The sequence below is a fragment of the Rossellomorea marisflavi genome (assembly GCF_022170785.1).
Taxonomy (GTDB): Bacteria; Bacillota; Bacilli; order Bacillales; family Bacillaceae_B; genus Rossellomorea; species Rossellomorea marisflavi_B.
Window position 1 is genome coordinate 2078699 of record NZ_CP081870.1, and the last position, 23319, is coordinate 2102017.

Consider the following 23319-nt stretch of genomic DNA (forward strand, 5'->3'; position numbering starts at 1 on the left):
TAAACGATTGCATACCCAAGTCGAATAGCATTGATTGGATTGGAGCGGTAGGGATCTGATTCCTGGGAAAATGAAGGCTTGACATGCTCTCCGCGGAAAGCAAAGCGCTGCTTTTACAGCGGGCACTGTATTTAGCCGTCGACTTTCCTATTACCAAGGTGAACATGCCCAAGAATAAGAAACGTTCACCTATCAAATACAGCCATTCTGTTAACGATCAGGGAGGTTAGGAAGAGATTTGTCGAAAAATGAAGGAATTTCCATGCGCCACAACGAATAGATTAATTAATAGAACCCGCATCGTACAGAGCGAGTCTTAAACTTTACCAGGAGGTCCTATGGAAAATTCAGTAGACTATTTGCCAATAAACCATAAAAAAATTCCAATGAAAGAAATCATCAAACGGGGGATCTTCATTACCCTTGGTGCCATTATCATGGCTGTAGGGCTGGAAATCTTCCTCGTTCCAAACCAGGTCGTAGACGGAGGGATCGTCGGCATATCCATTATGCTTGCCCATATTACAGGCTTCAAGTTGGGGCTATTTATCTTCATCCTGAACATCCCCTTTTTCTTCGTTGGATACAAACAAATCGGTAAAACGTTTGCCCTCTCCACCTTATACGGCATTGCCGTGTTATCAGCATTTACCACCTTCCTTCATCCTGTACCCGCCCTGACAAGCGATGTAATGCTCGCTACCTTATTCGGGGGAGTCGTTCTTGGAATCGGTGTCGGGATGGTCATCCGCTATGGAGGATCCCTTGATGGTACAGAAATACTCGCCATCCTCTTTACAAAACGTCTACCGTTTTCAGTCGGTGAAATTATCATGTTCATCAATCTCTTTATATTGGCCAGTGCCGGCTTTGTGTTCAGTTGGGACCGGGCCATGTATTCCCTCCTTGCGTATTTTGTAGCCTTCAAGATGATTGACATCACCATCAAAGGGCTCGATGAGTCCAAATCCGTTTGGATCATAAGCGATAATTATCAAAAAATCGGTGATGCCCTCCTTTCAAGACTTGGCAGGGGAGTCACCTATCTGTCCGGGGAAGGTGCCTTTTCAGGTGACGATAAAAAAGTGATCTTCTGCGTCATCACAAGACTTGAAGAGGCAAAACTGAAAGATATCGTTTCGGAACACGATCCCACCGCGTTCCTTGCCATCGCTGATATCGCAGAAGTAAAGGGTGGAAGATTCAAAAAGAAGGCGATTCATTAATTCACAACTTCGACCAAAATTCTTATTGCCCAGTGCCCCTCTTAAATCGTAAACTATATAAGTCTTACTTATTATGTAGTAATAGAGGAGAACTGACATATGGAATGGTTGACACTGTTGAAAGCTCTAATTCTTGGAATGGTCGAGGGATTGACCGAATTTGCCCCCGTTTCTTCCACTGGACACCTGATCGTAGTGGATGACCTGATTATCAAATCACAGGAGATACTGGGCAAATATCCGGCTAATACATTTAAAGTCGTAGTGCAGTTGGGATCCATCCTTGCCGTTGTGATTGTATTCAGAGATCGATTCATCGAGATGCTCGGTTTAAGAAGAAAAAAAGAAAAAACACATACATTAAAGCTCAGTCACATCATCGTTGGCCTTTTGCCAGCCATGGTCCTCGGTCTATTATTCGACGACTTTATCGATGAACATTTATTTTCCCTTAAAACGGTTCTCATCGGCCTTGCAGCGGGATCAATCCTGATGATAGCCGCCGATATGTTTCGCCCAAAGGTTCCCGTTATCGAGACCGTCGACCAACTGACCTATAAAAAAGCAATCTTGGTCGGCCTAATGCAGTGCATCGCCCTTTGGCCTGGATTCTCACGATCGGGTTCAACGATCTCTGCCGGAGTCCTCTTCGGTCTCAGCTACAGGGCAGCTTCTGACTTCACGTTCATCATGGCCGTACCAATCATGGCAGGAGCGAGCGGGATTTCCTTATTGAAGAACTGGATGTATATGACGCCGGAATTTGCCCCTTTCCTCATCACCGGATTCATTAGTGCATTCATCTTTGCCTACTTATCGATCAGATTCTTCTTAACGGTCATCAGCCGTATCAAGCTTATTCCTTTCGCCATCTATAGGTTGGTCCTAGTGGCGGTCATTGTGATTTTTTTCATGTAAATACTTAACAAAAAAACTGCCTAGGCAGTTTTTTTTATAAAGAGGGGAATACAGTAATCCTCTTTACAGTTGGATTATTTTACCTTAAACTAGTTTGATAGATATGAGGGGGTACGAATGATGATTACATTTCAACAGTTGACTCAGAAAGAGGCTGAGGAAATTGCTTATTCATGGAAGTACGAAGGTATGTATTCATTCTATGATATGACAGAAGATGAAGAAGACCTGCTCGAATTCACAGATGCTCACACCAGGGGAGAGCACGTTTTTTCCTCGCATGTAAATGGGGAGCTGATTGGATTTCTTAGCTTGGATGTTCTGGATGGGATGATCGATATCGGTCTTGGACTTAAACCGGATTGGACAGGAAAAGGGAAAGGACGTGGATTTTTACAGTCCGCCATTTCGTTTATCCAGTCTCACTACACGTTTGATGCGTTGACCCTCTCGGTGGCGTCATTCAATCAAAGGGCCATATCCCTTTATTCTCATGTTGGCTTTGTACTGAATGGAAGCTTTGTTCAGAGAACAAACGGGGGAGAGTACGAGTTTATCAACATGATTTTGCCACCCCATACCGGAGTTATAGTAACCAGGGACTTTGACCAATCAAGATTGATGGAAATTCAAGAAGTATATCATTCCGTCGGGTGGAATAAGCATTCTTTGGACGTAATACTTGAGATCTATCGAAAGAGTAATGTTTTCAGTATGGTGTATGTGGACGGACGGGTAAGGGGCATGGGAAGAGCGTTATCAGACGGGGTTTTCAACGCAGCCATTTATGATGTGGTGACCCACATGGATGTTCAACAACAGGGATTGGGAGCACGCATAATGGACGATTTGCTTGACCAACTTGCGCCCGTTTCGTGTGTTCATCTGATTGCGACGACAGGAAATGAAGGATTTTATTTAAAGCAAGGACTGTCCCCACTGAAAACAGGTATGGCCAGGTATAGAAATGAGAAACTTGAAAAGGAGTACCTCATAAAAGAAAAATAAGCACCGGAGGATACAGTGCTTATCAGATGATTTGATCCTTTTTGGAGGACGGGCTGTTCAATTCCATTTTTTGAAGCTCAAGCTTCATTTTCTCCGTTTCAAGAACAAAGTTTTCATGTTTCATTTGTTCGAGCTTGAGCTGATCTTCAAGCATTTTTTGTTTATACTTTGTTTGTTTTGTAAAATGATCTGAGATGATTGCAATGATCGGTATGGCAAACACCATGATTACTGCGATTGTGCCGGTCATATCCATTTCTCCTTTCGGCTTTTTCTTCCGTTATCAAGAGTATACCAGACTACTCCGTATAGTAGACAGTGGTTTCATGTATTTCTACGAATCAAAAGCAGTCTTGGTTTCATAATTTATAAGTCACCCTGAACTTTTCCTGCTAATTTCATGATATGCTAGTACTAAAAATTAGAGAATAGTGAGGACATGTATGCGATTGAAAAAAATGATACCCAATATGTTCACCCTTGGGAATCTGTACTGTGGTTTTTTATCAATAGGTTTTGCTGCCAGCGGTCAGTTTAAGAATGCCGCCGTGTTGATCATTATCGGCATGATGCTCGACAGTATGGACGGAAGACTTGCCAGGATGCTGAACGCCGACAGTGAGCTAGGAAAAGAATTGGACTCATTGGCGGATATCGTGACGTTCGGTGTGGCTCCTTCTTTCCTTGTGTATTATACTTCTTTTTACCATTATGGGTTGCTCGGTTTCATTGTTGCCGGATTGTTCCCCTTGTTTGGCGGATATCGCCTTGCCAGATTCAATACCAGTCCAAAAAAAGCATCTCTCCATTATTTTGTCGGGGTCCCGATCACCGCTGCCGGTGGAATCATGGCCATATTGACATTGTTCGGATCGATGATACCGAATATCGTCATTACCGTGATTTTCACGGCCATGTGTTTCTTGATGGTGAGCAGGATCCGCATCCCGAGTTTAAAAGAGGTTCCTCTGCCGAAGTACGGGACGATTGTAACCATCTTTCTAGGAGCCATGCTATATGTCATCTATAAAGGTACGTATGAGCAATTCCCTTACCTTATCTATATCGCGACTCCACTCTATATCGCCTATCTCGCCTACAAATTTGTAAAAAGATGAAGAAGAAAGAGCATGATCCCCGGATCATGCTCTTTTTTCTATAAAAATAGTGAACCGGCAACAATTCCGGTCACAACGATGAACCATGGAGGAAGCTTCCAAAACATAAGCATGCTGAAGAGAATGGCAGCCATGCCGAAATGAAAGGGAGACGTTATGGAACTCGTCCAAATGGGATCATAGAATGCAGAGATCAATATCCCGACTACACCAGCATTTACTCCCATTAAAACTCCGTTCATCCCGGGACTTCTCCTTAGGGCATTCCAGAAGGGAAGGGCTCCGAAGATGAGAAGGAAAGCAGGTAGGAAAATGGCGATTGTCGCCAATAAAGCATATTCCCATCCGCCAATCGCTCCTCCAAGGAACGCAGCAAATGTAAAGAGAGGACCTGGGACTGCCTGTGCAGCACCATACCCCGCCAAAAATTCCTGACCGGATATGAGACCGGATGGAACCAATTCTCTTTCCAGTAGTGGAAGGACAACATGCCCCCCACCGAATACCAATGCTCCTGCACGGTAGAAGCTATCGAATACCGTCACCGCCATGGTTGAGGTGGCTTCTTTTAATAGTGGAAGCCCAGCCAATAATACGAAGAAGAGAACAAGGCATACGGTCCCGAATGTTTTACTGATGGGGAACTGTGAGTGTGTGTGCTGTTTAGTATGCTCGTCGTGTTTCCTATAAAGTAGGAAGCCACATACTCCGGCAAGGATGATGACGGTAACCTGAGAAAAGGCTGATCCCCATAATAAAGTGAAAAGAATAGCCAAAAGGGCAATCCCTTTCCTGGTTAAGTCAGGGGTAAGTTTAGAGGACATTCCGATTATGGCATGAGCAACAACTGCCACAGCAACGATCTTAAGACCTTTTAGCCACCCCGCATCACTTACGCCCGTGTTTCCAAGGAAGATAGCAAATAGCGTTAAAACGATTACAGAGGGAAGTGTGAATCCTATGAAGGAGATGATCCCCCCGAATTTCCCACCTTTAAGAATTCCGATTCCGATCCCAACCTGGCTGCTGGCGGGGCCGGGGAGGAACTGACAAAGGGCAACTAGTTCCGAATACGTTTTTTCATCGATCCATTTCTTTTTTCTCACATACTCTTCATGGAAATAACCCAGATGGGCGATCGGACCGCCAAATGAAGTCAAACCAAGTCTGGTAGAGATCAGTAATAGTTCAAGCCAAGTCACGATTTTAGATTTCATTTTCCTTATCACCTCGTTAATCCTTTATTTCTTTAAAGAGTTCAAAAGCTTTATTTCTGGCTTCATCCAGCACGATGATTCCTTTAAGGGTGATGCTGTAATACTTTCTGATTTTACCTTCCACCTTTTTGTCTTCACGCTCCAACAGCCCATCTTTTTCCATGGAATGGAAGATAGGGTATAACGTTCCCGAGCTCATTTGATAGCCATGCTCCTGAAGTTCATGAAGCATCCACGTTACATATAGGGGCTCTTCTTTGGCATGGTGAAGAATGTGTATATGAATGAATCCTAGAAAGAGCTTCCTGAGTACTCGATCTTCCAAACTGTACACCTCCTTATTGTCGGTGAAATCGAAATTCGATATCGGTTTTCGTAATAATAATATCAGGAATTATCGATCCTTTCTATTCGGTTGTGGAATTTTACACAATCTTAACAATCCATAATTCAGAAGACGGACAAAAAAATATTCTCCTGTGGCAGATATCCAAGCTATTTTTTTTGAATTGAATATGATAATGAAACTGTTTAGTGGGGTATTGTTTATGAAAATTAATGGTGATTTTAAAAACAACGGTCCTATGGATGTGAATGAAAGTTTTGATTATGTAAAATCGATAAATTTGGATCCGTATCATGTTCCAGCTGGCTGCCCTTCCATTTTTCCAAAAGGTTCATCTCCATGTCCTTCAGGACCCCAGGGGCCACAAGGTGCACAAGGGCCACAGGGACTACAAGGTAGTCGGGGAGAAACAGGAGCTCAAGGCCCCCAAGGAGAACAGGGTTTAACAGGAGCTCAAGGTTCGCAAGGGGATCAGGGCGCAGCAGGGGCTCAAGGACCGCAAGGAGACCAAGGTGCAACGGGAGCTCAGGGACCACAAGGGGATCAAGGTGTTTCGGGGGCACAAGGACCACAAGGAGACCAGGGTGTTACTGGAACACAGGGTCCACAAGGGGATCAAGGTGTCACTGGAGCTCAAGGAGTAACCGGATCCCAAGGACCGCAAGGAGATCAAGGTGTTACTGGAGCTCAAGGACCACAAGGAGACCAGGGTGTTACGGGAGCTCAAGGTCCACAAGGAGACCAAGGAGTTACGGGAGCTCAAGGACCACAAGGAGATCAGGGTGTTACGGGAGCTCAAGGTCCACAAGGAGACCAAGGCGCAACCGGAGGTCAAGGCCCACAAGGAGACCAAGGCGCAACCGGAGGTCAAGGACCACAAGGAGACCAAGGCGCTACAGGAGCACAAGGTCCTCAAGGAACGCAAGGTTTAACGGGAGCTCAAGGACCACAAGGAGATCAGGGTGTTACGGGAGCTCAAGGTCCACAAGGAGACCAAGGCGCAACCGGAGTTCAAGGCCCACAAGGAGACCAAGGCGTAACCGGAGCTCAAGGTCCACAAGGAGACCAAGGCGCTACAGGAGCACAAGGTCCACAAGGAACTCAAGGTTTAACAGGAGCTCAAGGACCACAAGGAGACCAGGGTGTTACGGGAGCTCAAGGTCCACAAGGAGACCAAGGAGTTACGGGAGCTCAAGGTCCTCAAGGGGACCAAGGTGTAACTGGAGCTCAGGGACCACAAGGAGACCAAGGCGCAACCGGAGTTCAAGGCCCACAAGGAGACCAAGGCGCAACCGGAGTTCAAGGCCCACAAGGAGACCAAGGCGTAACCGGAGCTCAAGGTCCACAAGGAACGCAAGGTGTTGCGGGAGCTCAGGGACCGCAAGGAGATCAAGGCGCAACTGGAGCTCAAGGTCCACAAGGAACGCAAGGAGTTACGGGAGCTCAGGGACCACAAGGAGACCAAGGTGTAACCGGAGCTCAAGGACCACAAGGAACGCAAGGAGTTACGGGAGCTCAGGGACCACAAGGAGACCAAGGTGTAACCGGAGCTCAAGGACCACAAGGAGACCAAGGAGTTACGGGAGCTCAAGGTCCACAAGGAACTCAAGGTTTAACGGGAGCTCAAGGTCCACAAGGGGATCAAGGTGCAACCGGAGGACAGGGACCACAAGGGGATCAAGGTGTTACGGGGGCACAAGGACCACAAGGAGATCAAGGCGTAACCGGAGCTCAAGGACCACAAGGGACGCAGGGGTTAACTGGAACTCAAGGACCGCAAGGAGATCAAGGCGCAACCGGGGCTCAAGGACCTCAAGGGGACCAAGGTGTTACGGGAGTTCAGGGTCCACAAGGAGACCAAGGCGCAACCGGAGTTCAAGGTCCACAAGGAGACCAGGGCGTAACCGGAGCTCAAGGTCCACAAGGAACGCAAGGAGTTACGGGAGCTCAGGGACCGCAAGGAGATCAAGGCTCAACAGGAGCTCAAGGTCCACAAGGAACGCAAGGAGTTACGGGAGCTCAGGGACCACAAGGAGACCAGGGTGTTACGGGAGCTCAGGGACCGCAAGGAGATCAAGGCGCAACAGGAGCTCAGGGACCGCAAGGAGATCAAGGCGCAACAGGAGCTCAGGGACCGCAAGGAGATCAAGGCGCAATCGGAGTTCAAGGCCCACAAGGAGACCAAGGTGCAACCGGGGCTCAAGGACCTCAAGGAGATCAGGGCGTAACGGGGGCTCAAGGACCTCAAGGGGACCAAGGTGTTACGGGAGTTCAAGGTCCACAAGGGGACCAAGGTGTTACGGGAGTTCAAGGTCCACAAGGGGACCAAGGTGTTACGGGAGTTCAAGGTCCACAAGGAGACCAAGGCGCAACCGGAGTTCAAGGTCCACAAGGAGACCAAGGCGCAACCGGAGTTCAAGGCCCACAAGGAGACCAAGGCGCAACCGGAGCTCAAGGTCCACAAGGAGACCAAGGCGTAACCGGAGCTCAAGGTCCACAGGGAGGCCAAGGCGCAACCGGAGCTCAAGGTCCACAAGGAACGCAAGGGGTAACGGGAGCTCAAGGTCCTCAAGGGGATCAAGGTGCAACCGGGGCACAAGGCCCACAAGGAGATCAAGGCGCAACCGGAGCTCAAGGCCCACAAGGAACGCAAGGGGTAACGGGAGCTCAAGGTCCTCAAGGGGATCAAGGTGCAACCGGAGGACAGGGACCACAAGGGGATCAAGGTGTTACGGGGGCACAAGGCCCACAAGGAGACCAAGGCGTAACGGGAGCTCAAGGACCACAAGGAGATCAAGGCGCAACCGGAGCTCAAGGTCCACAAGGAACTCAAGGTTTAACCGGAGCTCAGGGACCACAAGGAGACCAAGGAGATACGGGAGCTCAAGGTCCTCAAGGGGACCAGGGTGTAACGGGAGCTCAAGGTCCACAAGGAACTCAAGGTTTAACCGGAGCTCAGGGACCACAAGGAGACCAAGGAGTTACGGGAGCTCAAGGTCCTCAAGGGGACCAGGGTGTAACGGGAGCTCAAGGTCCACAAGGAACTCAAGGTTTAACAGGAGCACAAGGTTTAACGGGAGCACAAGGTCCACAAGGAACCCAAGGTGCAACCGGGGCTCAAGGACCTCAAGGAACTCAAGGTTTAACGGGAGCACAAGGTCCACAAGGAACCCAAGGTGCAACAGGAGCTCAGGGACCGCAAGGCACTACCGGAGCACAAGGTCCTCAAGGTACTCAAGGGCCACAAGGTGTGCAGGGCGCACAGGGTCCAGCTTTCGCGGCAGAAGGTTTTTCAGGCAGAGCGGATGGCATTACAACAGCTGCGTCCCAACAGATTGCTAACTTCTCGGTAGCGGCACCATATTATAGCAACGCGAACTTTAACGCCACAACAGGGACCTATACAGTACCTGCAACTGGAAGATACTCAATAAAGGCGACCATCAATTATACGACGACAGCTGCCATTTCGGTAACTCTGGGTGGGGGGATTAATCCATCATTCGTGGTAAGAAGGATTACAGATAGTACGACACTCGTATCAGGTTTGTTCCCGGTGCTCAACGTAAACATTGCTTTGGTATTGACCCTAAGGACCATATTGGGAAATGGGACTGTTACGCTTGCTGGAGATGTTCAGCTGAATGCCAACGATACAATTGGATTGTTTTATGTATCCGACGGTCTAACAGTCAACCTTAATCTTGGGGCTGGCCAAGGAATTGTATGGTCGGTATATCGAATCGCATAACGTAGAAAGGATACGAATAAAGCCCCTGCCTGTAGGTAGGGGCTTTATTAGGTCCATGGGATGAAATGATCAAGAATGGCTAGTTCTTTCTTCTCTTTTCTATATTCGCTCAACATATTGGCAAAAAATAGACGATAATAGTAAGTAGACACAATAGTCAGAATAAGGGGTGAGGAAGTTGAAAAGAAAGATTGGTTATTCCTGTTTACTTCTCATGTTCCTGTTTCCTTCTTGGACGTTGGCGGGTGACTTTGGTAAAGATGATCCTTCGGGCAATCCCGGTGAGTGGTATGTCGGAACGAATCCAGCTGTACCAAAGCAGCCGATTTTGTTTGTGCATGGATTGAATAGCTCCTCGAATACTTGGTGGAATGAGAATGATATGTATGATGTTGCTTATCGCAGCGGTTATAAGACCGCATTCATCGATTTATATCCACAAAAAGATATGTGGGCCAATGGTGCATTGTTAGCTTCGAAACTAAAAGAGATCTATGATTATTTCGGGGTAAAAGTGGTGGTGGTGGCTCATAGTAAAGGAGGAATCGATACTCAATCAGCTCTAGTACATTTTGGTGCTGATCGCTATGTCTCCAAAGTGATCACGCTATCGAGTCCGCATCATGGGTCACAGCTGGCTGATTTGGCTTATAGCAATTGGGCCGGCTGGCTGGCAGCCATCATAGGAAGCAAGAATGAGGCGACCGCATCTTTACAGACTGGATATATGAGTCAGTTCAGGTCACAAACTGATGGAAGTAGTGGGAAGGTACCTTTTTATACGATGGGTGGAACCTCCTGGGGAGGATTCGGGGGATCACTATACTGGGGAGGCCTGTACTTATCTGGATATGGAAGCAACGATGGGGCTGTGACCACAGCAAGTTCAAGATTACCGAATGCTCAGGAGGTTGCCATAGGGAAGTGGGATCATAAAACAGTCAAAGAGGGATCTTCGACATTCTCTATTTTTCAGTCATTATTATCGTCATCCTCCACTCATGATGCGATGTCCAGAAAGGAATCTGCTCTCAAGACCAATACTTCATCCTTCATCCGCGGAGGTGAGTATAAAGAGCATGCGGATGAAACTTTCTGGGTAGAGGTTGGGGCAAAACGCATTACGATTGACTGGTTGGCTTCGAACTCGATGGAAGATGTCTACCTTACAAGCCCAGATAACAAGGTAACGGCACTGAAACCATCTGGAAAGGATCAGGAAAGTTATTTCAACGGTGCGTTTCATCATGTGGGCACGGTTGAAAACCCTATTGAAGGCGAGTGGAAGGTGTCATCTTTGTCAAAAGAACCTGGGGCGTATTTACTGAATGTTGGTTTCACAAGTCCATTGAATGATGACTTGGTGGTAACGACGACTGAGAAGGGAGTCAGCGTGCAATCAAGTATCGTCAGTGGATTCACCGAGCACACAAGGTTTGAGTTCTACCCTAAGGGGAAACCTTTGTCCCAGTCTGTCAAGGGGAGTGGTGCAGTGTTCAATGGAGGAGAAGGAACCTACAACCTGACAACGGATATTAAGTCTGATTATAAAGGGAAACCGTTTAATAGAACCATCATCCAGAGTGTTTACCTGAACCAAAACGGCCAGATCGTAAAACAGTAGTGAACATAATGAAAGAGCCCACCATTCACGGTGGGCTCTTGTTTTATCTATTAGTATCTTACAGCTTTGTTTGAGTTGATTTTACCATACTTGAAGTTTGTTCCAGTGCCAGAGATCTTATCGGCGGTTTGCTCAATGGCCTGGCGGATTTGTACGTTATTCTTACCTTGACTTGCCAACAAAGCAGCCAAACCGGCCACGTGAGGGGATGCCATGGACGTACCAGACATGTAGGAGTAGCCATTATTCGGAACGGTTGATGCTATGTTCACACCTGGAGCAGTGACATCCACCCACGTTCCGTAATTGGAGAATGATGCTTTTCGATCATTGGAGTCAATGGCACCTACTGCAATAGCATTAGGGTAAGAAGCTGGTTGGAATGTACGGGATACATTGTCATTCCCTGCAGCGGCAACGACTACAGCTCCTTTGTTCCATGCATAGTCGACGGCACTCTTAAGAGTTGTGGAGTTGCATTCGCAACCAAGGGAGAGGTTGAGTACCTTTGCCCCTTGATCAGCAGCATAGCGGATACCTGAGGCAATGCTGTCAAGTGAGCCACTTCCATTGGCATCAAGGACCCGTACGGCAAGGATCTTCGTATCTGGTGCCATACCGGCTACGCCAATTCCATTGTTCGTATCAGCAGCAACAGTACCGGCAACATGGGTACCATGTCCGTTAAGATCCATTGGGTTATTGTCCCTGTCGATAAAGTCGTACCCTTTTATTACTTTTCTTGCAAGATCAGGGTGGTTATAATCCACTCCGGAATCAAGGACCGCCACCGTTTGAGTGCTGCTTCCACGGGTTACATCCCAGGCAGCAGGGGTTGAGGTGTTTTGTGGTCCATACTGGTAAGCAGAATAGTAAGGGTCATTCGGTGACCAAGTCGCTTGGAAGGTATAGTTTGGTTCAGCATATTCTACATTCGGATTGTTTTCCAGTGCTTTAACAGCTTGATCGACGTCCGCTACTTCCAATACCTGAAATGGATCTTTTGCTGATGCTTTCTGTTCATTTGCCTCCGCTTTGTTCAGAGCAGAACCTTGTGCCTTTTTGGATACACCATCTTTGAATTTGACGATGACTTCACCGGATTCGAAAGCGCCTTTATCCACTGTTTTGTTGATAGGTTGGAACGGTTTCGGTGCTTCCTTGGCCAGTGAACTACCTCCGAAGGCAGGGAATAAAGCAAGGGAAGTTGCTAAGGATAGAGCGGCTATTTTTTTGAACTTCATAAAAGCATTCCTCCATTTTCTATTTTTTTACGACAAATTAGCAGGTCGATCCTCCCTTCAGAATTCAAGATGAACAAAGGTCATTGTGATGAATGATAGATATGTAGGGGACCCTTATTACCTAGGATTCTAGCAGGTTGTGACAAAATATTGAATAGTTTTAATTTTCTATCAAAAAATGAATTCACTCTCAGTTTTTGATAGATTTCGCATAATGAACGTTTGGCATGAAAAGTTTCATGATTGTATGGGGTTGAGCAACTTTAAGGATAGGTGAATGGTCACTTATTTTCTCAAATTGAAAATCAAATATAGTAGGTTTCTATAATAATATTATGGTAATTATAAGAAACTTATGGAAATCTTTCTGCTAGTATCAGTATACTGATACTAGGAGGTGATCATATGGAAATCCGTTTTCCGAAATCTGCAGCATCTCATGCAAAGCCTGTATGATTCGGCGATCCTTTGCATGGGGCGGTAGTTATAGATGAATCGCCATTCATATGTCGGCTTTGTCCCTTATTGATCCAATAATGATAAGGAGCTGACACGATTGAAAGCAGTAAATCAAATTCCTGATTACTTAATGAGAGAATTACAAAACTATGTTCAAGGCCAAACCATTTATATCCCAAAGCGAAAAGAAGAGTATAATGCCTGGGGCTCAAAGTCAGGAGGAAGGGAAGCGCTTAAACGGAGAAACACGTCGATCCTTGAAGCCTTTACTGGAGGAGAGTCGATTGCTTCCATTTCAGATAGGTACTTTTTATCCATCGAGACTATAAAGAAAATCGTCTACGGTAAGCGCTGAGGCGATACATCGGGATAATCAAGCTTTCATAAGAAACAGCTTGCTTTGACCTAAAGGGGTCTGAGCAGGCTGTTTTTTAAAATGAGACAACCTTTACTGGCTTAGGCTACGAGCGAAAATGGTGCTTGGGTCCTCGTGCATAAAGCAGAAGATCATTCATGACAACTTGACTCACCTTTCATGTAGTCCGAAATCGTTTTTTTCATATATGTGACGTTCTTTCTAACATTGTTCTCTACCTATGAACATGTGGACGAATGGGATATAGTAGAGGTGAAAAGACGTAAGGAGAGGTCGTAATGGAACGATTCATACGAAATGATCAATATAATGAAATATCAAATCAAACACAAATCTTACTGAATGGTTATTCCACTGTGAATGACCTGAATGTTCTGCACGCCCTAAGGGGACTTGTGAAAGACAAAGTGACAGGGCTGTTTACGGATCTGACCGTTTCTCAGGAGGGAATGCTTGAAGCAATCGAGGCAGTAAAGGACCCTGAGCAGGCAGAGGACTTTCTTTCAGGACTTGAACCCTATGTGATCCCGTTTCCACCACTGACCGAGGCAAAACTGAAGAAGTTGTTTCCAAAAGTGAAGAAGCTGAAGATACCGGATCTTTTGGAGTTGAACGAAACGAACCTTTCGTATCTCGGGTGGAATGATTACGGTCAGGAACGCAAATATTTGGTGATTGAACGGGAGGGGAAGCTGACAGGTTTAAAAGGCAGATTTACTCCTTCTAATAAAAAAGGGATCTGTGCCATCTGTCATTCATTCAGTGAGATTGGAATGTTCATGTCAGAATCAAAAAAATCCCAACAAGGAACCTATGTGAACAGAGGGAACTATGTCTGTCAGGATAGCACGGTTTGCAATACTCGAATAAAAGGTCTTGAAAGACTAAACGATTTTCAAGAGCGGATGAAGTCGTAATCCTCAGGGACTGTGTATAAATCCCTTGAAACATTGCGATACTTTCAGTAGTATAGATAAGTAGAAAATCGTAATGTTTTGAAATGAGGGTATAAAAATGGAGAAAACATCCATATACGGATTAACGATAGATCAGCTCACAGATTGGCTAGTCGAGCACGGCCAGAAGAAATTCCGTGCCGCCCAAGTGTGGGACTGGTTATATAAGAAGAGAGTAACGGAATTCTCTCAAATGAAAAACCTGAATAGTACCTGCATCGAACTGTTGGACAACCATTTCCACATTCAAACCCTTCAACAGGAAATCAAGCAGGAGTCCAAGGACGGAACAATCAAATTTCTATTCAAGCTTCAGGATGGGAACCTGATTGAGACCGTGCTTATGCGCTTTAATTATGGTCTGAGCGTATGTGTGACCACTCAGGTAGGGTGCAACATCGGTTGTACGTTCTGCGCAAGCGGCTTGCTGAAGAAAAACCGCGATCTATCCAGTGGTGAAATCGTGGAGCAGATCATGAATGTACAGCATCACCTTGATGCTGCCGGCAAGGATGAGAGGGTCAGTCATATTGTGGTTATGGGAATCGGCGAGCCGTTTGATAACTATGACAATATGATGGACTTCTTCCGGGTCGTGAATGACCAGAAGGGCCTATCCATCGGTGCACGTCACATTACCGTTTCAACAAGTGGTTTAGCTGATAAGATTTATAAGTTTGCCGATGAAAACATCCAGATCAACCTGGCTGTATCCCTTCATGCTCCAAACAACGAACTACGGACCAGGATCATGAAGATCAACCGTGCCTATCCACTAGAGAAACTGATGCCGGCGATTGATTATTACCTTGAGAAGACAAACAGAAGGATTACGTTTGAGTACATCCTCTTGAGTGACGTGAATGATCATGTCGAAGAAGCGAAGCAACTTGCCAAGCTTCTGAAGGACAAGCGACACCTGTCATACGTCAATCTGATTCCATATAATCCGGTTGATGAGCACAATCAATATCAAAGGAGCACGAAGGATGCCATCGTGAAGTTCTACGGAACTCTCCTGGATAATGGGATCAATTGCGGAGTGCGTGTGGAACAAGGTTCAGATATTGATGCCGCATGCGGTCAATTGCGCAGTAAACAAATTAAGAAAGCCATGGCGTAATCGAAGGACTGCCGTGAAAATACAATACATGACCGGTCGATCAGTTGATATGTTGATTCATATCGAGATCGTCCGGTTTTTTTTCTGTGACATTACTCCAGAAGATGAGGGAGAAGCCTCACACCAAATGAGAATACAATTGATGCATCAACGATTGAGTATTTGGATGAAACTTATTAGTTGACGCGTCAAATATATCGTAGTATGATCATGCTTGTAACCTTTTAAAACATTGTTTTAAAGAGATTACACACTATGGTTGACGGGTCATGTAATATAGGCTGCACCCTTGACAGTCAGGTCGCTTTATAGTATATTAATTGATGTATCAACTATTGAGTGATCAATTGTTAAAGGAGGGGGATGCTTTGCCGAATCACTGTTCAGAAGAAGGTAAGATCATCTATCAGCTGAATGACATCTATAAATTAATGAGTCCCAAGTTCGAACGCTGTACCGGTATCAGTCAGTCACGTCTCGAACTTCTCCATAAATTATTTGATGTTGACGAAATCAGTCAGACCCAGCTACAAAAAGAGGTTTGTATAGATGGCGCGGCCGTTACAAGACATTTGAAACAGCTTGAAGCTCAAGGCATGGTCTCACGCAGGAAGAATCCTGCAGACAATCGTTTTACATTTGTCCGTCTGACGAAAGAAGGAAGAGAAAAAATCGATTCCTTTAAGCGGGAGAAAGAACAATTTATCAGCAGGGTCCTGGACGGTTTTTCAGAGGCCGAGATGAAGAATCTTTCCGACAGTCTTTCTAGGATTCAGGACAACGTCAATAAAATCAACTATTAAGAAAAGGGGAATTTCATCATGAATTCAGTTCGCAATAACGACTTCCAAGACCTCATTACCGGTCGCCGTTCCATCAGGAACTATGATCCGAGTGTGAAAATCAGCAAAGAAGAAATGAAGGAGATTTTAACAGAAGCAACACTTGCTCCGTCTTCTGTGAACCTTCAACCTTGGCGCTTCCTTGTCATTGATAGTGAAGAAGGAAAAGCCACTCTTGCACCTCTTGCAAAATTCAACCAAACTCAGGTTAATACATCTTCAGCAGTCATTGCTGTTTTCGTGGATATGAACAGCCTTGACTACACGGATCGCATCTACAACGATGCAGTAGAAAAAGGCCTTATGCCTGCAGAAGTAAGAGACAGGCAGATTCCTGGGATTAAAGGAATGTTAAGTCAGGTTCCTGTTCAGGAAATGCGTGAAATGAACCTGATCGATGCCGGTCTTGTATCCATGCAACTTATGCTTGCAGCACGTCACCACGGATATGACACCAACCCAATCGGTGGGTATGAAAAAGATCAAATTGCCGAAGCCTATGGAATGGATAAAGAACGCTACTATCCAGTTATGTTGATTTCAATCGGTAAAGCTGCAGACGCCGGGTACCAATCAGTCCGCCTTCCAATCGATGAAATCACTGAATGGAAATAATACAAAACCAACACTAACCATAAGAGGAGAATGAACCATGATTATTACACACGCTGAACTACAAGTGAACCCTGCAAAAGAAGAAGAATTCCTAGCTGAGATCCGCACACTCATCGCTGCTTCTAAACAAGAAGAAGGAAACGTGGACTACTCACTTAAACGCGATGTTGAAAACCCAAATCATTTCACTATGATCGAAATGTGGAAAGACATGGACGCAGTCCAAAGCCATAACAATAGTGAGCACTTCAAGGCATTTGGTGCGAAAGCACAAGCTTTCCTTGCCGGCCCTCTTGCAGTGCGCATGTTCGAAGGACAAGAATTGAAACTTTCTTAATTGATGAATCAATAAGAAGCAGTTCCACTTGGGACTGCTTTTCTTATTGGGAAAATGGAGGATGTACAAAATGGAAAATTTACAAAAATACTTTGATCTATTCGATCAATCCAGAACAAGTGAAAAAGCGTTTGAGGAATTGAGCGGACTATTTACAGAAGACATGATGTTTGTATTGAATGGGCATGAAAAACATGGCATCGATCAATGGAATCAATTCGTAAAGATGGTGTTCCAAGAAAATGTCGACCTCAAGCATATGTTTGAAGGCTGGGTATACGATGAGAAAGAAGATCTGTATGTAACACCATGGGCGGTTTGTGGAAAACGTAAATCGGGTGAAGTCTACACCCAGACAGGGAAAGATTTTGCCAAGCTAGACACTTCAGGGAAAATCACGTATCTTGCCAATGTGCCTGACAACACAGACATGTTCTCGGATTATAAGAAGTAATGCGGCATGGATTGACACCTTCTACAATAAGAAGGTGTTTTTTTAATGGGCAGGGAATTTTTTGTCCTTTACTATATTTTATAAGTTTGAACCATCTCCATACGTCTATTGCCGTGTATCGAATAGGATGAGCTGTTGACCACTACGGTAGCAATAAAAAAATCCTAAAGCTGACATATACGTAGTCACCTTGGCGTTGGAGAGCATCCAGTCTTTCTTCGGGGGTAGGGATTAGCATGTCCATGAGTGGAAAGCAAAAGGGTATTCATCATCAAGCAGTGAGAAGCGCTGCTTTTTTTATGAAAATCTTTAGGAAATGGGTATTCATACAGACAATGGACGCTTGTCCTGCTTATACTATCTTAGACCCAGAGAAAGAGAGGAGGATACAGATTATGTATAAAGGAAATAAAGGAGTTCAAGGTGCCCAAAGCGGACAGCAACCAATGAACTGCGGCTATCCGCAGGTTTCTCCAGCCCAAACAAAACCAACACAGATGATGCCTGCCCAGACCAGCCCAACAAAACAATACACTGAAAATGTAAACCAGGAAGTTCAAATCCCTATGGTTCACCCGAGCCACACGACGCAGGTGAATCACACACATTATAAATATATACACTCTTATCCACACACACAATCGGTGGTCAATTCCGCTTCGGAAGAACATGTATGCGCAGAGCCGCAACAAATGATGCCGATGCATCACTGCCCACCGCCATGCCCGCCTCGTCCATGCCCACCACGTCCATGTGGAAGGCCTAGACCAGGATTCTTCTGGTGAAATTTGATGGTGTCCTAAAAGGGCACCATTTTTTATTGTTTGGTTTCGTTCCAAACGGATAGTTGGTATTATGAGGAGTAGAATGTTGAAAGGAATCGGGATATGTACAGAATAACAGACCGCAAGATCAAAGATCGTTGTGGGGATCAATCATATAAAAAAGGGCAAGAGTATGTTAGACGCAATCGCGTCTCCATCCTCTCTATGGGGGATGGGCATGTGAGCGCAACGGTGAAGGGCGATGAGGACTTTTCTGTGATGATCGACCTGAGCAATGACTCTGCATCTTGTTCATGCCCCAAACTGGCATCGTTTAAAAAAGAATGCCAACACATTGCCGCGGTGTGGCTGACCATGAAAGATGAGGCGGCAGCTGAAGAACTGATCGCACTCTTCAATGAGGATACAAGTGTCCCCACCGTCAAGTCGCATTTTGAAACCAGGGAAACTCTGCAGTTGTCTTGGTACATAAAGTATGAAGAAATCTTATATCTATCTCTTGGAATCGAAGGTAGGCCCGTTCATGACATCCACGGCTTCACTCAAGCAGTTAAGGAGGGAAAGTGTTTCAGGATCTCAGACGATTTCGATTATCTCCCTTCCTCCCATTGCTTAAAGCATGAAGACATGAAACTGTTAAATTGTTTAGAGCGTGGGAGAGAAGGCAATCAAAAAGCGGGATCACTTGTGGTTACGGTTCCTATATGGAGGGACATTCTTCCTCTTTTAGAGGCAGTTAAGGTTTTCTTCGAATATCCAAAGGGAGAGTGTGTAGAATTTATTATCAACCATGAGTTGCCGGACATTGGTTTTCATTTTGATCAATCAGATCTAGGCTTTACCCTTCATATCAGGGGTGTACGGGATTTGGAGATCATTCCTTCTTATGGAGTGGCCATCGATCACGGGACCTTCAGGGCATTGTCTGCACAAAATGGACGGAAACTGATTGAGATGAAGAAACTGCTTACGTCATCTTCTGATGTGATCAGGATTCCTCAGACTCAGATCAATCTGTTCGTTGATAAGGTCGCAGTAGGCTTGAAAGATCTGGGGGAAGTCACGTTCTCTGAAACGATGATGGCCTTGCTCTCTCGCACCCCATTGGAAGCGAAGCTATACCTTGATCGAGTAGGGAATAGGTTGTTGGCTGGATTGGAATTTCAATATGGGCACCTCTCCATTAATCCTCTTGCTCCTGATCAAGAGGATGGAAAATTCCTGAGAGATCGGGTCCGGGAACAGCGCATTCTCGAGAAAATCGATGAGACCCCATTCACGCGAACAGAGGAAGGTTTATACCTTCAGAATGAAGAATTGGAATTTGATTTTTTGACATACGGGGTGAACGACCTAAAAGGGTATGTGAACATCTTTGCGACCACCGCAGTCCGCAATCGACTATATAAGCGCAAGGCATTACCGAGGCTTCGAGTGAAGGTGAATAAGGAACGGGGGAACTGGCTTCATTTCTCATTTGATATGAACGGGATCCCACATAAAGAAATTGAAGGGATCCTGGAGGCATTAGAGGAGAAGCGCACCTATTATCCGATGAACAACGGGTCACTCCTATCCTTGAAATCGAAAGAAATACGTGACATGGAGAAGTTTCTTCATACCGTCCAAGCCGATCGTCAAGATCTCTTGAATGGAATAGGCATAGCCGTCCCGCCAACATCTGAACTTCTTGACCTCGTAGAAGATAGTGACCTCTATCATCGGGAGGAATCATATGCTGCATTCATTCAAGGGATCCATCATCCTGAAACATTGCATTATCCTGTTCCCGAAGAATTGAAAGGGATTTTGATGCCCTATCAGGAAACGGGTTTTGCTTGGTTAAAATATTTGGCTTCATTCCGATTTGGTGGCTTGCTCGCTGATGATATGGGACTTGGAAAAACCTTGCAGGCAATCGCCTATATCCTCTCTGAAAAAACAGGATCCAATGAAACGAAAAGTCCGATCCTAGTGGTGTGCCCGTCTTCTTTGGTTCATAACTGGAAAAGGGAAGTTGAGAAATTCGCCCCCGTTTTGAGGGTGCAGGTAATCGGAGGGACACCAACAAATCGAAAAAAACTCATGTTGAATACAGAGGCAGATGTATGGATTACTTCTTACCCCCTCATAAGAATGGACCATAGGCAGTATGAAAAAATGGAATTTCACACAGTATTTTTCGATGAAGCTCAAGCATTCAAAAATCCATTCACTCAGACCAGCAGGGCGGTGAAGAAACTCCGATCTCAGCGGAGCTTTGCCATGACGGGCACCCCGATTGAAAATACTTTAGAAGAACTATGGTCGATTTTCCATGTGATCTCACCAGGTGTTTTGGGAGGGATTACTAATTTTAGCCATCTGCAACCTAAAGAAGCATCAAGGAAGGTGCGCCCGTTCATTTTGAGGCGAATGAAGAAGGACGTATTATCACAGCTGCCAGAAAAACATGAGTCGGTTGAAATGATTGACCTATTACCTGAACAAAAGGCATTGTATGCGTCTTACTTAGCAAAGCTGAAGCACGATGAATTAAAGCATCTTGACCGCCATACATTGGACAAGAATCGAATCAAGATCCTTTCGGGCCTTACAAGGCTACGCCAGCTTTGCTGTCATCCGGGTCTGTTTGTAGAGGGCTATCGGGGAGGATCTGCCAAACTCCTTCATCTCCTTTCTCTCGTTAAGGATGCCAAAGCGGAGGGAAGGAGGGTCCTGATTTTTTCCCAATTCACAAGTATGCTGAGAATCATCGGGGGCGAGCTGCTGAAACAACGCACGCCGTATTTCTACCTCAGCGGTGAAACCGATCCTCTAGAGAGGGTTGAGCTCTCAAGGCGCTTTAATGAGGGTGAACGAGATTTCTTCTTGATTTCCCTGAAAGCGGGAGGCACAGGTTTGAATCTGCAAGGAGCCGATACCGTCATCTTATATGATACATGGTGGAATCCGGCAGTAGAGAATCAAGCAATGGACCGTGCCCATCGGATGGGGCAAACGAAAGAAGTCCAAGTCATCAGACTACTATCTAAAGGGACAATCGAAGCAAAGATGAATGAACTACAGTTGAAGAAGAAGGCGTTATATCATGAGGTGATCGATCAGGATTACCGCTGGAGTCTGGAGGATTTAAAGATCTTAGTAGAAGAGTAAAAGAGCGCCTGGCTGCCAGGCGCTCTTTTACAATCAGATCAGATCTGCTTTTAATTCACGAATCTGATCGATATGCCGTTTTTCATGGTACCCGATAAAGGGCACCCATTGATCCAATCGTACCATTCCGAATACTGGGTGAGGGTTTGCCTTTGATTTCAAGTCATCCTCTGAAGAGATTGATTCAAGGAAATGAAGAAGGTCCAGGCGCGAGCTTTCAAGTCTGTCCTTCATCTCCTCGAGCGTTTTCATTTCATCAGAAGGTTCTACATATGAGGGGGCTTGAACTTTTTTCGAGCGGTCGACGGTAAGATGCACCGGTTTATCGTCGACACTTTGTTCATCACCCTGTTCAAGTGTTTGAATCAATGAGGCTGTAATAGCCTTTTCCATTAGATAGAGGTGATCGACAACTTGCATGATCGTCCACCGATTTGGGTGGATGGTTCGGTTAAGCTCTTCATCCGTAAGATTTTGTATTTCGTCGAGAAGTTCTTTACGGATATCTGTAATTAACGTAATGGATTCTTTCATTATTAGACCTCCAATAGGTTTGTAGCCTACCTTCATTGTAGACCTTCAACCCTTATCCGTACAGTAAATGGGTTTCAGAGCGTTTCTTGAGGGTAATGTATGATATGAATGTAGATTACGCTGAAGGGGTGGAGGGATGGATACGATCAAGAACGACATTGAACAATGGATTGCTGAACACTTTTCCGGGGAAGATGTTATCATCGAAGAATATCCATACCTTCCCCACGGCAGGAAAATAAATGAACCTTTAAAGAATGATTACGTGATTGTCTATTATCACGCTCATTATGATAGGGTAAACTTCTATTTTAAGCCGAACTGAATATGTACCTTTGCTGGCCACTTTGAATGATTTCCATTCAACAGTGGTCAGTTTTTTTTCTTATGGGCAAAGGTCTAATCAGATGATGCGTTGGATGAATAGGATGTAAAAACTTGTCCGGAATGAGGAGGATTAATTTATGCAGCCCTTGGTTTCAATCATCATCCCTTTTTATAACTGTGCGTTCGTCGATCAAGCCATTGAGAGCGCCCTGCAACAGTCATACCCGAACATCGAGGTTATTCTTGTGGACGATGGATCTGATCGAGAAGTAGAACGGATTCATCCTTATCTGTCTTCGATTAACTATGTAAGGAAAGCAAATGGGGGGACAGCATCTGCCATTAACACAGGTATCCACCATTCAAATGGGGAGTATATCGCCTGGTTGAGTTCGGATGATGTTTTCCTGCCGCACAAGGTAGAACAGCAAATCCACTTCATGAAGAAGCACCATGCAAAGGCAAGCTTTACCAACTATGACTACATTGGGCCTGATAATAATCTCCTTATCCCTAAATGCGGAGAACAATTCCAGCATGCAGAAGGAGTATATCGCTCATTTTTGACATCCAACCCGATTAACGGGTGCACCGTTATCCTTCACAGGGAAGTCTTCGATCGCGTAGGCTATTTTTCTACGGAGTTCAACTATACTCAGGATTATGAAATGTGGTACCGCATCTTACTGAAAGGCATTCCATTTTACTATCTTGACCAAGTCCTGTTGAACTATCGCGCCCACCCCAATCAAGGTACCAGTAAAAACCAGGAAGGAATCAAGAAAGAGATCTTTATGATCAAACATCATTATATCCCTAGGCTTGAAAATTTCCTCAACTTCCAAGGCAACAGGTTAAAGCGAGTGGTGTTCGAATGAAGGCAAACCCGGACATGAAAGGTGA

23 protein-coding genes and 1 pseudogene are annotated in these 23319 nt (G+C 45.4%); 18 read left to right on the plus strand and 6 right to left on the minus strand.

Annotated features, from left to right (window positions below; all coding sequences use genetic code 11):
• Nucleotides 1-386 precede the first annotated feature (386 nt).
• The 3 genes from K6T23_RS10900 (at nucleotide 387) to K6T23_RS10910 (ending at nucleotide 3152) form a co-directional block, all read left to right on the plus strand.
• A complete protein-coding gene (locus K6T23_RS10900; RefSeq protein WP_373921207.1) occupies nucleotides 387-1226 on the plus strand; it encodes a YitT family protein in 840 nt (279 codons plus the stop codon).
• A gap of 99 nt (nucleotides 1227-1325) precedes the next feature.
• Nucleotides 1326-2144, plus strand: a complete 819-nt coding sequence (locus tag K6T23_RS10905) for an undecaprenyl-diphosphate phosphatase (protein ID WP_238284325.1) — start codon at nucleotides 1326-1328, stop codon at nucleotides 2142-2144.
• Between the two features lie 120 nt (nucleotides 2145-2264).
• On the plus strand, nucleotides 2265-3152 hold the full coding sequence (locus K6T23_RS10910) for a GNAT family N-acetyltransferase (protein ID WP_337946946.1): 888 nt from the start codon (nucleotides 2265-2267) through the stop codon (nucleotides 3150-3152).
• A 22-nt stretch (nucleotides 3153-3174) separates the two neighbouring features.
• Here K6T23_RS10910 and K6T23_RS10915 read toward each other — a convergent pair whose 3' ends face one another.
• Nucleotides 3175-3402, minus strand: a complete 228-nt coding sequence (locus tag K6T23_RS10915) for a hypothetical protein (protein ID WP_053427156.1) — start codon at nucleotides 3400-3402, stop codon at nucleotides 3175-3177.
• Nucleotides 3403-3595: 193 nt separating this feature from the next.
• Here K6T23_RS10915 and pssA point away from each other — a divergent pair, with 193 nt between their 5' ends.
• Nucleotides 3596-4270, plus strand: a complete 675-nt coding sequence (pssA, locus tag K6T23_RS10920; RefSeq protein ID WP_056536837.1) for a CDP-diacylglycerol--serine O-phosphatidyltransferase — start codon at nucleotides 3596-3598, stop codon at nucleotides 4268-4270.
• Nucleotides 4271-4308: 38 nt separating this feature from the next.
• On the opposite strand, the gene chrA is transcribed toward pssA, so the two are convergent.
• From chrA to K6T23_RS22420, 3 genes are all read right to left on the minus strand, one after another.
• Nucleotides 4309-5487, minus strand: a complete 1179-nt coding sequence (chrA, locus tag K6T23_RS10925; protein WP_238284327.1) for a chromate efflux transporter — start codon at nucleotides 5485-5487, stop codon at nucleotides 4309-4311.
• Between the two features lie 16 nt (nucleotides 5488-5503).
• Nucleotides 5504-5812 carry a PadR family transcriptional regulator gene (locus tag K6T23_RS10930; RefSeq protein ID WP_056536830.1) on the minus strand — a complete coding sequence of 103 codons (309 nt, stop codon included), beginning with the start codon at nucleotides 5810-5812 and terminating at the stop codon, nucleotides 5504-5506.
• Nucleotides 5813-6069: 257 nt separating this feature from the next.
• Complete coding sequence (locus K6T23_RS22420) at nucleotides 6070-6405, minus strand: hypothetical protein (RefSeq protein ID WP_222929150.1); 336 nt, start codon at nucleotides 6403-6405, stop codon at nucleotides 6070-6072.
• A gap of 102 nt (nucleotides 6406-6507) precedes the next feature.
• Here K6T23_RS22420 and K6T23_RS22425 point away from each other — a divergent pair, with 102 nt between their 5' ends.
• The 3 genes and pseudogenes from K6T23_RS22425 (at nucleotide 6508) to K6T23_RS10940 (ending at nucleotide 11208) form a co-directional block, all read left to right on the plus strand.
• Nucleotides 6508-6765 carry a hypothetical protein gene (locus K6T23_RS22425; protein WP_337946939.1) on the plus strand — a complete coding sequence of 86 codons (258 nt, stop codon included), beginning with the start codon at nucleotides 6508-6510 and terminating at the stop codon, nucleotides 6763-6765.
• Nucleotides 6741-9584: pseudogene (locus K6T23_RS22385) on the plus strand (collagen-like domain-containing protein); the annotation flags it as partial. The gene K6T23_RS22425 and the pseudogene K6T23_RS22385, both read left to right, overlap by 25 nt.
• Nucleotides 9585-9762: 178 nt before the next feature.
• Nucleotides 9763-11208: an esterase/lipase family protein gene (locus K6T23_RS10940; RefSeq protein ID WP_238284328.1), complete on the plus strand. Its 1446-nt coding sequence runs from the start codon at nucleotides 9763-9765 to the stop codon at nucleotides 11206-11208.
• A gap of 50 nt (nucleotides 11209-11258) precedes the next feature.
• Here K6T23_RS10940 and K6T23_RS10945 read toward each other — a convergent pair whose 3' ends face one another.
• The gene (locus tag K6T23_RS10945) at nucleotides 11259-12452 is read right to left on the minus strand and encodes a S8 family peptidase (RefSeq protein WP_056536821.1); all 1194 of its coding nucleotides are present in this window, start codon (nucleotides 12450-12452) and stop codon (nucleotides 11259-11261) included.
• Between the two features lie 547 nt (nucleotides 12453-12999).
• On the opposite strand from K6T23_RS10945, the gene K6T23_RS10950 reads away from it, so the two are divergent.
• From K6T23_RS10950 to K6T23_RS10990, 9 genes are all read left to right on the plus strand, one after another.
• Entirely contained in the window at nucleotides 13000-13266 is a 267-nt protein-coding gene (locus K6T23_RS10950; protein WP_142245919.1) for a CD3324 family protein, read from the plus strand.
• A 299-nt stretch (nucleotides 13267-13565) separates the two neighbouring features.
• Nucleotides 13566-14204: a FusB/FusC family EF-G-binding protein gene (locus tag K6T23_RS10955; RefSeq protein WP_056536818.1), complete on the plus strand. Its 639-nt coding sequence runs from the start codon at nucleotides 13566-13568 to the stop codon at nucleotides 14202-14204.
• A gap of 97 nt (nucleotides 14205-14301) precedes the next feature.
• Nucleotides 14302-15366, plus strand: coding sequence for a dual-specificity RNA methyltransferase RlmN (gene rlmN / locus K6T23_RS10960; RefSeq protein ID WP_056536815.1), 1065 nt, complete (start codon nucleotides 14302-14304; stop codon nucleotides 15364-15366).
• Between the two features lie 368 nt (nucleotides 15367-15734).
• Complete coding sequence (locus tag K6T23_RS10965) at nucleotides 15735-16169, plus strand: MarR family winged helix-turn-helix transcriptional regulator (protein ID WP_152915544.1); 435 nt, start codon at nucleotides 15735-15737, stop codon at nucleotides 16167-16169.
• Nucleotides 16170-16184: 15 nt separating this feature from the next.
• Nucleotides 16185-16823, plus strand: coding sequence for a nitroreductase family protein (locus tag K6T23_RS10970; RefSeq protein ID WP_235563647.1), 639 nt, complete (start codon nucleotides 16185-16187; stop codon nucleotides 16821-16823).
• A 37-nt stretch (nucleotides 16824-16860) separates the two neighbouring features.
• Nucleotides 16861-17160 carry a putative quinol monooxygenase gene (locus tag K6T23_RS10975; protein ID WP_048003552.1) on the plus strand — a complete coding sequence of 100 codons (300 nt, stop codon included), beginning with the start codon at nucleotides 16861-16863 and terminating at the stop codon, nucleotides 17158-17160.
• 70 nt (nucleotides 17161-17230) lie between these two features.
• Nucleotides 17231-17614, plus strand: a complete 384-nt coding sequence (locus K6T23_RS10980) for a nuclear transport factor 2 family protein (protein ID WP_079516036.1) — start codon at nucleotides 17231-17233, stop codon at nucleotides 17612-17614.
• 500 nt (nucleotides 17615-18114) lie between these two features.
• Entirely contained in the window at nucleotides 18115-18399 is a 285-nt protein-coding gene (locus K6T23_RS10985; RefSeq protein WP_273546621.1) for a CotD family spore coat protein, read from the plus strand.
• 102 nt (nucleotides 18400-18501) lie between these two features.
• The gene (locus K6T23_RS10990) at nucleotides 18502-21555 is read left to right on the plus strand and encodes a DEAD/DEAH box helicase (RefSeq protein ID WP_238284329.1); all 3054 of its coding nucleotides are present in this window, start codon (nucleotides 18502-18504) and stop codon (nucleotides 21553-21555) included.
• A 33-nt stretch (nucleotides 21556-21588) separates the two neighbouring features.
• Here the strand turns inward: K6T23_RS10990 and K6T23_RS10995 are convergent, their stop codons facing one another.
• A complete protein-coding gene (locus K6T23_RS10995; protein ID WP_079516038.1) occupies nucleotides 21589-22089 on the minus strand; it encodes a DinB family protein in 501 nt (166 codons plus the stop codon).
• A 136-nt stretch (nucleotides 22090-22225) separates the two neighbouring features.
• Here K6T23_RS10995 and K6T23_RS11000 point away from each other — a divergent pair, with 136 nt between their 5' ends.
• Together K6T23_RS11000 and K6T23_RS11005 are read left to right on the plus strand one after the other, a co-directional pair.
• A complete protein-coding gene (locus tag K6T23_RS11000) occupies nucleotides 22226-22414 on the plus strand; it encodes a hypothetical protein (protein WP_056536796.1) in 189 nt (62 codons plus the stop codon).
• Nucleotides 22415-22553: 139 nt separating this feature from the next.
• Nucleotides 22554-23294, plus strand: a complete 741-nt coding sequence (locus tag K6T23_RS11005; protein WP_079516039.1) for a glycosyltransferase — start codon at nucleotides 22554-22556, stop codon at nucleotides 23292-23294.
• Nucleotides 23295-23319: the final 25 nt, after the last annotated feature.